This window comes from Paenibacillus sp. P5_B5 (assembly GCF_056400365.1).
This window is the reverse complement of record NZ_JBFULK010000010.1, coordinates 113,256-127,131: the sequence shown is the minus strand read 5'-3', so window position 1 is coordinate 127,131 and position 13,876 is coordinate 113,256. Positions and strand designations below refer to the sequence as shown.

Below are 13,876 nucleotides of genomic sequence, written 5' to 3'. Positions count from 1 at the left end.
GTCCCCTTTCCGCTACTGCTCAGTATTGTCCGCTAGTGTAAATGCGGACTGCAGCGTAGCACCATCTAATTTCCTCCATGTCTGATATCCGTTCCCCGCTAGATTAGGCTCAAATTGACAAACGGATTTATAAGAACACTGATTGCATGCAGTATGATTACCCATACGATAAGGGTTAATCTGAACTTGCCCATCTGTAATCCCTGTTCCTATACGTTTGATCTGACTGCGAACGAACGAACGCATATGAGTCCACTCTTCATCAGTTGCTACGGAAGCATCTTTGCGGAATCCGCCATCCTTCGTATAGCCAACAGGCAGCCATTCAGATTTACCAGTTCCTTCACTTAACGTATGATCCATCTTACTAATAATATTGGAATCAGCATTCAGCATTCCCTTCATCCGGAAGCTCTTACGTAAATCCTGTGTTGCCTTCTCTGGCGTTGGTTTATTCTTGTTCAGAAGTAACGGGTCGTGCACATGGAAGTATAGTACACCTGCTGGTCTAGCTTCCGAGCCAAGCCATGTTTCAGAATGCGTAATCACAACATCAAGATAAGTCAGCATTTGTAAGGATATTCCGTAATAAACCTCAGATAGATCAAGTGCAGTAGACGATGATTTATAATCAATAATCCGAAGCAAGGGACCCTTCTCGGTATCTGCTCGATCCACGCGATCAATACGTCCGATAATTTCCATCAATGTTCCGTTATCAAGTCTAAATGTTAATGGTGGCAGTGTCTTGCCAGGGCCAAAATCAAGCTCTGTCGCATATGGTTTGAAATCCCCTTGACGTGATTGCTCAGACAGCATGACAGAAGCACGGCCAATCACATCACGCAGCTTATGAGCAACATGACGATATCGCTGTGTACTCAGGAGAATTTCACCAGGAAGCTTCGGTGTCATTAACTCAACCACTTGATCTGAGCGAATACGGCATTCCTCACCTGACAGCTCTCCCCAGTCCAATCCATCACGCATCAACCCTTGAGCAAATTCACTTAATGCAGCATGAAACAGTTGTCCAATATCAGGTGCTTCAAGCGCAAATATACGGCGTTCCTTAAGCCTTAATCCATGTGACACGAAATGAGAGAATGGACATGCAGCAAATCGTTCCATTCTGGATACGCTCGCTAATAAATGGTTTCCATATAATTCTCTACTTGTTTGATTTGGCATATCGGCTTCATCATTATCATATTGAAGTGCTTTGACTAATCCACTTAGCTTTAAGTTCCAGTCTTCTTTCGAGTGAAGCCAGTTATATACATGCCACCATAATGGGTGAATTGGTTCATTCGAAACAGCTCTTTTGAGTTGAACATTCAAATAGGCAAAAGCTTGCTTAGGATGAACTACATAAGCCAGCTGTTCCATCTCGGACATGACTGAAGAAGGCTCCGCAGCAATTTGTCTCACTTTCGTCTCCGGAAACATACGGTGTACTCGCCTGATGATTTCAGATGGCAATAAGCCCTTCCCTTCCTCATCCGCTAACGGAAAACTAAGCCACAGACACTTACTTGGCGTTGCTAGAGCATTATAGATAATAAATTGCTCATCCAGCAGCTTCCTTCTTGCACTCTCTGCCATGCTAACACCAGAAAGAACTAATGATTCACGTTCTCTCTCTGATAGTAGACCATCCTCTGTTAATCTTTTCGGCATCACGCCTTCATTCACACCAAGAATAAATGCATGTGTAACAGCTCCTGATCTCGTGCGATCTGGTGTACCAATCAAGACTTCATCAAGTGAGGGCGGTACAAGTCCCATCGAAATACTGTCAAAACCTGTATCAAGCAGGGAAGCGAATAAATCAGTAGACACAGTCTGGTCTCCTAGCATTTCGACTAACTGATCCAGTACATCCATGACTCTATTCCACATTTGCATATGTTCTTTGGACTTTTCGGGGTTACCTTCTTCAGCGCTTAATATACTCCAATACTCAAGTCGCTCTGGTGCATGGACATGAACAAGCAGCTCGTATAAAGCCTCAACCTGTCCTTGAACATGACTTGCTTGCTTAAGCTTATTGGCAAACAATTTGAGTGGTTCTGCAACCCAATTGCGTGCAACATGTATTCGGTGTAAGTGCTCAATCTCTGTACTATTTGCAGTGTCAGTGCCTTCTAGTGACATTCGCTCACGAAACGTCCACTCTTTATCACTCGTCCATCTGCTTCCCTTAATTCCAAAAGCAAGAACGTAATTTTCTAGCACATCCATTTCACGCCTTAAAACACGATCTTCTTGATCCTTCCCCCAAGGCAGAAGGAAATCCGTTTTCGCACAGCGAAATACGGCATCATAATGCCAATTATGCAGAATAGTCTCAAGTGCTGAGCGGATGAATTCAATGAGAGGATGATGGAGTACGGATCTTTTGTGATCAAGGAAAAAAGGAATGTCATAATCCGTTAATGCAGTAGATAGGAGATCACCATAGTCCTCCATATTTCGCACCATCACCGCTAAATCGCGCCATCTAACCCCTTCTTCACGAGCAAGACGCAGCATTTCCCTGCATACACCATCCACTTCTGCTCTGCGGTTTGCACTAGATGCTAGGATAATCTGTGATTGCTGAGGAACTGAATCATCTCCTGAAGGTTGATCCGCCTGATGATAAACATATCGCTTACCACTGCTAGCTTGTCCAAACTGCTGCTCAAGTGCCGCAAGCATAGGACTTCCCATAAACCGGTTATTTGCCTTGTCGTCCAAAAGAATAACGGTTCCTTCTGGTAATCCAATTTCAGCTAATCTTCTCTGTAACTCCTGCATCGTCCTTGCGGTCGGGTGGAACAAGTCAAGCTCATTCAAAGAGTCGTGAGTATCATAAGATCGATCGAGTGTAAGGGCCACTGTAACTTCCTTACAACGAATCATCAACCTTTCTACTACTGCTAGCTCTTGCGGGGTAAAGCCATGAAAGCCATCAATCCATATACGTGCTGAAGCGAGCCACTCTGAACCAGCAATCTGGTCGATCATCAGGGTTAGCACATCTTCTCCATCTAAATATTGCTGCGCTAGATGCTTCTCAAAGTCATCATAGATCATCGTTAGATCTTGCAGCTTCATGCCAAGTGATTGCGAGAATGCATGTGTAGTTTCGCCTTGCTGTACACGGTCACGAAGCATGTCCGGCAGCATGGCATAGCGCTTCCACTCTGTAAACAGCTGGCCCATGCGATCCATAATCCCTTGCTGCTGGTAAGTTCCTTTAAAGAAACTAAGCGCATCCTGTCGTTCATATAGAACACGATGAAGCAATAGCTGCTTCCCAATTTCATCAATCGGTACGCGAGCCGTTCCGCCTTCCTCCTGCATCACACGAAGCGCCAGACGATGAAAGCTAAGCGCTTGCGCCCTTATCATTCCACCTAAACCTGGAGTTGAAACGATTTCCTTCTCCATCTGATGCGTTGCTTGTTGTGGAACAAGCAGAATAAGTGGACTGCCATCTGGCTCCTCTACGAGCAATTCACGGATTTCTTCCAAGCAGTAGCGACTTTTGCCACTCCCTGCTCGTCCAATGACAAATTTGACAGACATCTGGCAGACTCCCCCTTTTCAATAAGCTAATAAGATATAAACAAATCCTACACATTCTTTGTGTAAGCCGATTAAACGAAAGTAGTTTTATTTTAACATACGAGCTCATCTACTGATTATTTTGGATATAATTCACTCTTTATGATAGCACATACGTTCGATTTACTAAACAAAAAAACTGTTCCAGGCGGAAGAATATCCTTCTGCCTGGAACAGCCCTGATGTCTCTTTGCTTATTTATCCTCTACTACGCACCTCAAAGATAGCAAACTTCAAATAATTACCTTCATCAACACCTAAGATACGTGGATGATCTTTACCCGCAGCTCGGAATTCAATCAATCGGAGCACTTTGCGTGCATCAGTTGCAGCCGCATGGATTGTTTCTAGGAATAGCTCTGGCTTCATATGATAAGAACAGCTCGCTGTAACTAAATAACCGCCTTCGTTAACGAGCTTCATTCCTTGTAGATTAATATCTTTATATCCACGGCAGGCACCTTCAACCGCGCCCCTTGTCTTAGCAAAAGCTGGCGGATCTAGAATGACTACATCCCATGTACGACTACTGCTAATTGGTTTAGAGGTATCGATTTTGCCAGTTGCTGCATCAGCTCGGCGCTTCCGATCTTCAACGCCTTTAACCTGCTCACGTAAATAATCAAAAGCATCAGCTACAACAAATTCCACACGCTCCTGAAATCCATTCAGCTCTACATTACGACGAGCGCTCTCAATAGCATGCTCTGAAATGTCGAGACAGGTGACTTTCTTAGCACCATGCTTGCATGCGTTCAATGTGAAAGATCCCGTATGTGAGAAGCACTCAAGTACCGTTGCTCCGTCCCAGTATGGGAACGAGACAACTTTATCGTTCGAATTAACCGGGAGAAGCTTACGTACTCCATCCTCTGATTCTACCTCTCTCAGCTCAATCCCACTGCGTTTCCCCCAGCCCTTCATGAGTGGTGCAATTGCAGCACGGTTCTCCCTCTGATCAAAGAAATATCCTGTTTTTTGACCTTCGATGACGTCCACTTCAAGCTTTAAGCCATTCTCTGTCACTTGTACATGCTGAGGACAATCTCCATATAGCACACCTTTAACTTCTTCAAGACCTTCTAGCTTACGGATACTTACATCACTGCGTTCATAGATCCCCTTTGGTTGAAATACTTCGACAAGTGCCTCTGTTATTTGGTCACGTCTTACATCCATGCCAAGCGTCAATATTTGAACGACGAGAACATCATCAAATTTATCGACAATCAATCCAGGAAGAAAATCAGCTTCGCCAAATACAGCCCGATAAGAGCTCTCTCCAGCAACAAACCGCTCACGATGCTCTAAGCAACGACGAAATCGTTCTACAAAGAACGCCGTGTCTGTATCTGTTAAAGGCTCGTACGCCATAATACGTACGGTAATTTGGGACTGCGCATTATAGTATCCCGATGCCAAATACATGCCGACATGATTATGAATAGACACGATCGTTCCCGGCTCTGGATTACCTTCTACTCGTTCGATTTCTGAAGCATAAACCCATGGATGACTACCTTCTAATCGACGTTTGCGATTCTTATGTAAGTAAACTGCTGACATACAACATCTCCTTAAGTGTTTGATGAATATCGTCATTATGATCTGGCTTGAAATATAAAGAAGTCAAACTGTCTCTTTTTGCCCCGATTCATTGGTCATGCTTGTCTCATGTCATTCATATAGTAATGAATAATGTCTTATAAGCCTTAATAAAGGAGATCATTCATGTTTAACGCTATTATTGTGCCAATATTAATTGGACTTGCCTTATTCTTAATGGGTATGAAAATGATGGAATGGGCGATGCACGCATGGGCGGGGCCATCGCTGAACAAATGGATGGATCGACTAACAAAGACACCGCTTCATGGTATGGCCGCTGGCACAGCACTGACTGCGCTGCTCCAAAGCTCCTCTGCGATTACCGTGATCACTATCGGCTTCGTCAATGCGGGCTTGCTGAGATTCTCGCAAACGCTCGGCATTATCTTAGGCACGAACATCGGCACAACCCTAACGACAGAGCTAATCGGTGCGAGCCTAGGCAACGTCGGTATGCCGCTGCTGCTTACAGCGACAAGTGTATGGCTGGCTTCGCTGCTGATCCCGGGTGAAGCAGCGGCAGAACAAACAGGCAGCTGGCTTCGCCATGCACGCTGCGGATCTGCTGCGGCAGCTGGCTTCGCGCTGGTCCTGCTCGGCATCCAAACCATGCAGACCATTGGCCCCGCCTTAGAGGCACGCGGGCTGTTCGCATGGTTTGCCGAGCAATCCGGCAGCGGCTTGCTGTGGGCTGTACTCGCGGGCGTTGTCGTCACAGCGCTCATCCACTCCTCCGCCGCTGTCATTGCGCTCGCAATGGGTCTTGCAGCTTCCGGCAGCCTATCGCCCGAGCTTGGCGTCGCTGTTACCTTAGGTGCCAATATCGGCACCTGCATTACAGCTTGGCTAGCCTCCATTGGCGGAACACGCGCAGCTACGTTGGTAGCCTGGGCGCATATTGCACTTAATATTGGAGGCGTCCTGCTATTCTACCCGTTCATAACAGAGCTCACAACGATTGCTTCTTGGTTCAGCGACCTTCCCGCCGTACAAATCGCACATGCGCAGACCATCTTCAATGTAAGCAGTTCCCTACTTGCATTGCCGCTCTGCTACCTGCCCTACTGGAATCGAACCAAGATTCCCCCATTGCAGGTATAGGTGCAAAACTTATCCTTTCTTATTCACTAAAGAAAGGATTTCACTACGCCTGGTGCGTCATGAAATCCTCCTCTTTCCTATTATTTATTGATTTACAGCAATTGCTGGCTGCACGACTTCGATAAGCTTACCTTTACACACATTCACACCAGCTTCTAGAAGTTTAACGCGACATAGCTTACCAGCTAATTCCGGGCTGCCCTCAAAAGCAATATGCAAATAATTATCGGAATATCCAAGAAGTTGCCCCTTGGCTACTAACTCTTTACTTGTATGCTCTGGAATTACCTCGAACGTACCTCCAACGAATTGCTCTGCATAAGCTAGCTGCATCCGCTCGGATAGATCAATTACTTGATGAACACGATCATTCTTCACTTCTTCATCAATCTGATCTTCCATACGTGCAGCTGGTGTACCCGTACGTCGAGAATAAGGGAATACATGCATTTCGGAGAACTGCATCTCTTCCATAAACTTCAATCCTTCTTGGAACATTTCATCTGTTTCACCTGGGAAACCAACAATCACATCTGTTGTGATGCCCACGTCAGGCAGTGCTTGACGAATGAGCTCAATCTTACGAGCAAATTCAGCTGTTGTATACTTACGACGCATACGTGCTAATACAGCATCATTACCTGCTTGCAATGGAATGTGCAAATGACGGCACATTTTGTCCGATGCATTCAGCACTTCGAGCACTTCATCCGTAATTTGACTCGCCTCGATAGATGAGATACGAATACGCTTTAGACCTTCAACTTTATCAAGATCCCACAGCAATTTAGCAAGTGAATAGTTCTCTATATCTTCGCCATAGCCACCTGTGTGAATACCAGTGAGCACAAGCTCTTGAAACCCTGCATCAACTAGCATACGTGCTTGCTTAATGACACTTTCAGGCTCACGAGAACGCATTAACCCTCTTGACCATGGAATGATACAGAAGGTGCAGAAGTTATTGCAGCCCTCTTGAATTTTGAGAAAAGCACGCGTACGATCGGCAAAATCCGGAACATCCAGTTCTTCAAACTGACGTGTCTTCATAATGTTACGTACCGCATTGATTGGCTGTCTTTGCGCCTCAATCTCATGTACATATTGAACAATCTTATCGCGATCCTGTGTCCCAATAACGAGGTCAACCCCAGGAATATCCATGATTTCTGCTGATGATGTTTGTGCATAACAGCCGGTAACAGCAACAATTGCATCCGGATTCCGGCGAATAGCTCGGCGGATCATCTGTCTACTTTTCTTATCACCCGTATTCGTCACTGTACAAGTGTTAATCACATACACTTCAGCTGTTTCTTCAAAATCAACTTGCTCATAACCTTCGTTCTTGAACTGTTGCCAAATAGCTTCTGTATCGTAAAAATTCACTTTACAACCCAGTGTATGAAAGGCAATTCTACTCAAAGCTATCCCCCATTTCTCCAGATTCATATAATATACACGTAAGCCCAACCATAGCTGCGGTCTCCGTGCGTAATATTCTTCTTCCTAATGAAACAGACTTAACTCCTGCAGCAGTTGCTGCTTCTACCTCTCCTGTTGTAAAACCACCTTCAGGACCGACGATAATTAACAATTTGGCAGCTTTATTCTTCAAGGATTCGCGCACAAGCGAACGAAACGTTGTACCCTCTTCTTGCTCATAACAAATCCAAGCCGCATCAAACTCGCTGACAAGTGAAAGCAGTTGTTTAAAGCTCCGTACAGAATCAATCGCAGGAATCCGGTTGCGATGTGCCTGCTCAGCTGCTTCTTTCGCAATCTTACCCCAGCGTTCTACACGCTTAGCTTCTTTCTTCGCATCGTATTGCACAACCGTACGTTCGGAGACGAAAGGAATGAATCCGACGGCTCCAATCTCTGTCCCTTTTTGAATAACAAGCTCAAGCTTATCACCTTTAGGTAAAGACTGTGCAATCCATACGTTAACCGCTGGCTCCGCTGTCATTGGCAATCGTTCAATGATTTCCGCTTCTACGATACCCTTTTCTATTGCAACAATCTTCACTAGAGCTTCACGATCAAGTCCATCCGTGCATATACATTTGTCCCCAATTTCAGCCCGCATAACGCGGGTCAGATGATGGGCATCGTCGTCAGTAATCGTAACTCTATTGTCGCCAAATTGTTTTGATGCTATAAAATAACGTTGCATTTATTCACCAATTTCTATATTAAATATCCTATTACTTAGCGTATATCTCATTCTAAACATAAACATGCACCTAACATCTTACAACTTTTGTTTACGAAAAGCTACCCATACCTCACATTAACTAGAATGGAAAAATCGCCTGAGCCACCTGATTAAAGAACAAAATAATCGGCTTTGTTAGTCCAAAGATTGGTCCTAAAGTTATATTGTACAAAGGACGAATGAAAACTAATAACAAAAGAATATATACGGTCCATTGTTCATATGGTCTTATTTTCGCCATTATACGGTAAGGCAAGACACTTTCCAAAATTCGATACCCGTCAAGCGGTGGAATTGGAATTAAATTAAGAATGAACAGCAATACATTTAATTGCACGAATAAAGAAAGGAACAGCATCATGGCTTCTATTGCACCTGATGACCACCCAGCGATGAGTCCTGTATGGGTAACAATATAATAAATTAGCGTTCCAATGAATCCAAGTACGAGATTGGAGAATGGTCCAAGAAAAGAAACAATTACATTCATCAATCGTGGATTGCGAAATTTAGAAGGGCTGACAAGTACAGGCTTAGCCCATCCGAACCCAACAAGAACAAATAATAACGTACCAAAAACATCTAAATGCCGCATAGGGTTCAGTGTAACCCGCCCCATACTTCGTGGTGTAGGATCACCGAATTTATCAGCTGAATAAGCATGTGCAAATTCATGAACGGATAATGAAATCATCAAGACAAGTAAAACAAATGGTATCCAATCAAGCGGGTAATGCAAAAAACTATCCAAAATCGATCACCTATCTCTTCCTTGCCACGATTGCAACCCAATCTCCATCGTAGCTCTTCTCAATAATCTCGAAATTCACTTCTAATAATCCTTGCTCCACTAAATGTTCCTTAGACTGAATGATACCTGAAGTGACATAAATACCGCCTGGTTGTAATACATCATAGACGTCTTGTATGAATAACAAGATGATTTCTGCTAGAATGTTCGCAACCACAATCTGAACTGGCAACTGAACATTCAGCTCCGCTCCAGCTTCATTTTCCTTCAATACGCCTAATAGATCACTTAATTTCACATTAATTTGATTTTCAAGATGGTTCTGTACCGTATTCTCGTTCGCACTATGAATAGCAACTGGATCAAGATCAACAGCGAGTACTTGACGCGCACCAAGCTTGGCAGCAGCTATTGCTAACACGCCAGAGCCTGTCCCCACATCAATAACATCCTCGCCACCGTTCATGTATTTCTCAAGCATCTGAAGGCATAGAGAAGTCGTAGCGTGAGTACCTGTACCGAAAGCCATTCCAGGATCGAGCTCTATAATGATCTCGCCTTCTGCTGCTGTATAATCTTCCCAAGTCGGCTTAATGGTCAAGTGTTCGGATACTTTAATTGGCTTAAAGTACTGTTTCCATGCTGTAGCCCAGTCCTCATCATCTACAAGCTTCAACCCATAAATTGGACTACCTGTATCTATATCATATTGCGTCAGCTCTGCAACACGTTCTTGCAGCTCAGCCATCACCACAGCCATATCCATTGTTTCATCAAAATAGCCCTGAATAACCGCTCTTCCCTCAGGGATATCATTTAACGGCTGATCATACAATTGACCGAAGGAAGTATCGCGCACTTTATTCAAAGTACCGGATTCCTCGATTGCTACTCCCCCAGCTCCAAGCTCATGTATAAAATTCGAGATCATTTCAATTGCTTCTTCTGTTGTGTGAATCGTTATTTCATGCCATTTCATGTGTATTGCCCCCATTATCATCACTAGTTGTCATCTAAGCATATTGGTATATTGTACTATACGATTGCCCCTCTGGTAAAATTCAAGCATGCAGTGTTCAAAAGCTAGACAAGGTTGAGCTTACAAGCTTACAAACAAGAGGCGAAATTATCATCATTATCGGTATACCAATCCAGCCATACATTAATAATCCAAGCCAAATACTAAGTAATCCAACAGCGGGTAAAGCCATCCAAAAGGAGGCAATCGTCACTGCTTGAATCTGAGCTGAACCTTCTATACGAAATAACATCATAATATCCTCAGTTAATGTATGTCTGTTCTTCATTTTCGCCCATGTCACAAGTACAAATGCCACGAATGCCCATAGTATCCACTTTGACACAGCAGGAGCAAGCCATAAACCTACAATGGCAGTTGAAATAAGCTGTACATAAGAAAGCATTTGTGAACCACTACGAAAAAAGCCTTTTATCATGAATTCTGCAACTCCATTAGAAGGAGTTAATTTGCGGAATAATCTCTGTGAACGAGGGAACAGAAGCGGTCGCTTCCGTCTAGATGGAACTTTAAATGCGGCTTCATCCTTCATGATCAGAGATAAAAGCTTTGTTCTAGCTTTGTATTCACGTTCAATATCGAATAAATAAGTTCCCTTCCAACCCAATCTCAAGTAGCTTAGAAGCAGCAATAGTAGAATAACCAGTAAGGTTAGTACATAACCGACTAGTACATATTCAACTATTAATTGAGCTCCATTCAAATAAATATAATATCCTACGCCATATAATATGATCTGCATCATATACTGCTTAATTCCATCAAATTTAAAGGCGATCCTCTCATTGGCAAATGCAACAACAAGACCATACACCGCCGAAAATAAGAGTAAGCTAATCATACTAGAAACACTGATCTGAAACTGCTTTACGAGAAGCGGAGCTGTTAACGCAAGTATAATCGTTGTTTGAATGACCTTCATAAACAGGGAATACATAAAACCATAACGTATTTGAGCCTGTATCCATGCCTGATTACAAATGATAAATAACTGATCCCCTGCTTGTATAAAGTACCGATAAGCTCCTGTACAAGCAGCAAAATAAATGATCCCCATCACCAATTGAACAGGAATCAAAGCAATCCAAGAGGGCATCTCTGACCACATTTGAGTGTAGATTACCCCACCAATGAAAAGCGCAGGAACTACTATGTATATCGCTACAATCCAGTCTACTACAATAGAAATCGCACGCAATTGAAATTTAACATTGGCGAACATTCTATGAATAAAGAGCTTTAATGGTGTCATCGTATTATACCAATTGGTGGAAACAATCGAACAACGCAGCACCCGTGAGGCCTGCTTGTTCTTGAATTTCCCCAAGTGTTCCATTTGCAACGATCGTACCACCTGACAGAAGGACAAAACCATCACATATTCTCTCAGCCGTATCCAGCACATGGGTAGACATGAGAATACCTGCACCCCGTTCTTTCTCTTCATCTAGCATGGCTAATAAATCTTTAGTAGCATGTGGGTCTAGTCCAATAAAAGGCTCGTCCACGATATATACATCAGGTCGATTCATAAACCCAATGATTAGCATTACTTTCTGCTGCATACCTTTGGAGAAGCTGCCTGGCAAATGATGCTTTACATCAGTTAAATGAAACTGCTTAAGCAACTCCTCTGCTCTAGCAATAAATTTATCTTCGCTCATTTCATAGACTGAAGCAGCTAGACGTAGATGCTCCCATAATGTTAACTCTTCATATAGAATTGGATGCTCTGGTATGTAGGCATATCTAGATTTCTCTCCTACAAACTCTATTTGACCTTCACAATAGGGGAGTAAACCTAAAATGCTTTTGATAGTCGTACTTTTACCAGCCCCGTTAGGACCAATTAACCCTATTAGTTGACCTTGCTGAAGCATGAACGAGATATTATGAATTGTTGCTTCTGCTTGACTATACCCCGCTTGCTCGATACTTACTTTCAATACAGTATTCATCTTAGGCCTCAACCTACCATTCTTTACACCATTCTAATAACCTAGTTGGATCATAACATAAAGAAAACTCAAGCAACAGTCGTCAGACTATTACTTGAGCTTACATGCTTTATAAGTTCTCTCGTATTATAGAGAACTGTCTTCTTCCTGTTGTCTTTGATCAGCCGCATTCGCTCTCATCACAGCTTCCAAATCTTCAGCATCGGCTTGCTCAGAAGCAAACTCTACATCCTCATTCTCCCCAACGGGTAACTTCTGTGATTGAGGTGAGGTAATTAATTGACTTTGTTCACTTTGATTGTTACTTGAATTATTTTGTGTCATATCGTTCCTCCTGTTGTTGCTTTGCTAAATAACAGAAGTATTATGTACAAGTTAACTATTAAATATGCTAGAACCCAGCATGATTTATAAATCGCTGGGTTCTAGACGATAAGCTATTCTATTCGCCGAACAAAGCTTTTTTGAATCGAGTGAACATCGACCCTTGCTGTTCATGCGTATTCTCGCCATTTAACGATGCAAACTGACGAAGCAAAGTCTTCTGCTCATCGGTCATATTATTTGGTGTAACGACGGTTACTTTAACATGCTGATCGCCTTGACCATATCCGCGTAAATGTGGAACACCTTTACCCTTAAGACGGAAATAAGTCCCTGTTTGCGTACCTGATGGTATCTTCAACTTCACCTTCTCGGTCAAGGTTGGAATCTCAATTTCATCGCCCAGAGCTACCTGTGCAAACGTAAGTGGAACTTCACAATAAATATCGTCACCTTCACGTTCGAAGAAGTCATGCGTTTTCACACGAATAACAACGTATAAATCTCCTGAAGGACCTCCACGTGTTCCCGCTTCACCTTCACCACTTACACGCAGCTGAGCACCGTCATCAACCCCTGCAGGGATTTTAATATGGATCGTGCGTTGCTTCTTAACTTTACCAGCGCCATGACAAGTTCCGCATTTTTGCTTGATAATTTTTCCGGATCCACTACAGCTTGAACAAGCACGACGATTCACAACACGACCAAACGGTGTATTCTGAACAACCTCCTGCTGACCTGAACCGTGACATACTGTACAAGCCTCTGGCTTAGTTCCAGGTTTAGCACCCGAACCACTACATGTATCACAATTCTCAGTACGTGGAATTGTAATGTCTAATTCCTTACCGAATACTGCTTCTTTGAACTCGATTGTCATTGTATATTGCAAATCATTTCCACGTTGTGGTGCATTCGGATTACGTCTTCCACCACCACCGCCGCCGAAGAACATATCGAATATATCGCCAAATCCACCAAAATCGCCGCCATTAAAGCCGCCGCCCATACCTTGATTCGGATCCACATGTCCATATTGATCATATGTTGCACGCTTCTGATCGTCACCTAAGACATCGTAGGCTTCCTTTGCTTCTTTAAACTTTTCCTCAGCATCGGGAGCTTTGTTAACGTCAGGATGAAACTCGCGTGCGAGCTTGCGGTATGCTTTTTTTAAATCATCTGGCGAGGCATCCTTGTTAACCCCTAACACCTCGTAATAATCGCGTTTACTCATTGTTCCACTCCCACTTATTGCT

General features: G+C 43.4%; 11 protein-coding genes. 1 reads left to right on the top strand and 10 read right to left on the bottom strand.

The features are described from left to right. Positions 1–12: 12 nt before the first annotated feature. Positions 13–3,576, bottom strand: a complete 3,564-nt coding sequence (gene addB, locus AC1DOK_RS14735) for a helicase-exonuclease AddAB subunit AddB (RefSeq protein WP_477555048.1) — start codon at positions 3,574–3,576, stop codon at positions 13–15. A gap of 237 nt (positions 3,577–3,813) precedes the next feature. Next, positions 3,814–5,181, bottom strand: coding sequence for a class I SAM-dependent rRNA methyltransferase (locus AC1DOK_RS14730; protein WP_477555047.1), 1,368 nt, complete (start codon positions 5,179–5,181; stop codon positions 3,814–3,816). A gap of 165 nt (positions 5,182–5,346) precedes the next feature. On the opposite strand from AC1DOK_RS14730, the gene AC1DOK_RS14725 reads away from it, so the two are divergent. Then, positions 5,347–6,324 carry a Na/Pi cotransporter family protein gene (locus AC1DOK_RS14725; protein WP_477555046.1) on the top strand — a complete coding sequence of 326 codons (978 nt, stop codon included), beginning with the start codon at positions 5,347–5,349 and terminating at the stop codon, positions 6,322–6,324. 84 nt (positions 6,325–6,408) lie between these two features. Here the strand turns inward: AC1DOK_RS14725 and mtaB are convergent, their stop codons facing one another. From mtaB to dnaJ, 8 genes are all read right to left on the bottom strand, one after another. Further along, positions 6,409–7,749: a tRNA (N(6)-L-threonylcarbamoyladenosine(37)-C(2))-methylthiotransferase MtaB gene (mtaB, locus tag AC1DOK_RS14720; RefSeq protein WP_477555045.1), complete on the bottom strand. Its 1,341-nt coding sequence runs from the start codon at positions 7,747–7,749 to the stop codon at positions 6,409–6,411. Continuing rightward, complete coding sequence (locus AC1DOK_RS14715; protein ID WP_477555044.1) at positions 7,742–8,500, bottom strand: 16S rRNA (uracil(1498)-N(3))-methyltransferase; 759 nt, start codon at positions 8,498–8,500, stop codon at positions 7,742–7,744. Before AC1DOK_RS14715 ends, mtaB begins: the two co-directional genes overlap by 8 nt. Before the next feature lie 121 nt (positions 8,501–8,621). Continuing rightward, entirely contained in the window at positions 8,622–9,293 is a 672-nt protein-coding gene (locus AC1DOK_RS14710; protein ID WP_477555043.1) for a site-2 protease family protein, read from the bottom strand. A gap of 10 nt (positions 9,294–9,303) precedes the next feature. Then, on the bottom strand, positions 9,304–10,272 hold the full coding sequence (gene prmA / locus AC1DOK_RS14705; protein ID WP_477555042.1) for a 50S ribosomal protein L11 methyltransferase: 969 nt from the start codon (positions 10,270–10,272) through the stop codon (positions 9,304–9,306). 97 nt (positions 10,273–10,369) lie between these two features. Continuing rightward, positions 10,370–11,668: an ABC transporter permease gene (locus AC1DOK_RS14700; protein WP_477555122.1), complete on the bottom strand. Its 1,299-nt coding sequence runs from the start codon at positions 11,666–11,668 to the stop codon at positions 10,370–10,372. Next, entirely contained in the window at positions 11,589–12,290 is a 702-nt protein-coding gene (locus AC1DOK_RS14695) for an ABC transporter ATP-binding protein (protein WP_477555041.1), read from the bottom strand. The genes AC1DOK_RS14700 and AC1DOK_RS14695 overlap by 80 nt, the downstream gene beginning before the upstream one ends. Positions 12,291–12,416: 126 nt before the next feature. Further along, a complete protein-coding gene (locus tag AC1DOK_RS14690; RefSeq protein WP_477555040.1) occupies positions 12,417–12,614 on the bottom strand; it encodes a YfhD family protein in 198 nt (65 codons plus the stop codon). Positions 12,615–12,732: 118 nt separating this feature from the next. After that, a complete protein-coding gene (dnaJ, locus tag AC1DOK_RS14685) occupies positions 12,733–13,854 on the bottom strand; it encodes a molecular chaperone DnaJ (RefSeq protein ID WP_477555039.1) in 1,122 nt (373 codons plus the stop codon). Between the last annotated feature and the right edge of the window lie 22 nt (positions 13,855–13,876).

Bases quoted from the DNA above. Each gene is read 5' to 3' on its own strand.
- AC1DOK_RS14730 (WP_477555047.1), bottom strand. From the start codon at position 5,181: ATGTCAGCAGTTTACTTACATAAGAATCGCAAACGTCGATTAGAAGGT.
- prmA (WP_477555042.1), bottom strand. From the start codon at position 10,272: ATGAAATGGCATGAAATAACGATTCACACAACAGAAGAAGCAATTGAA.
- AC1DOK_RS14690 (WP_477555040.1), bottom strand. From the start codon at position 12,614: ATGACACAAAATAATTCAAGTAACAATCAAAGTGAACAAAGTCAATTA.
- AC1DOK_RS14700 (WP_477555122.1), bottom strand. From the start codon at position 11,668: ATGGAACACTTGGGGAAATTCAAGAACAAGCAGGCCTCACGGGTGCTG.
- AC1DOK_RS14725 (WP_477555046.1), top strand. From the start codon at position 5,347: ATGTTTAACGCTATTATTGTGCCAATATTAATTGGACTTGCCTTATTC.
- dnaJ (WP_477555039.1), bottom strand. From the start codon at position 13,854: ATGAGTAAACGCGATTATTACGAGGTGTTAGGGGTTAACAAGGATGCC.
- AC1DOK_RS14695 (WP_477555041.1), bottom strand. From the start codon at position 12,290: ATGAATACTGTATTGAAAGTAAGTATCGAGCAAGCGGGGTATAGTCAA.
- AC1DOK_RS14715 (WP_477555044.1), bottom strand. From the start codon at position 8,500: ATGCAACGTTATTTTATAGCATCAAAACAATTTGGCGACAATAGAGTT.
- addB (WP_477555048.1), bottom strand. From the start codon at position 3,576: ATGTCTGTCAAATTTGTCATTGGACGAGCAGGGAGTGGCAAAAGTCGC.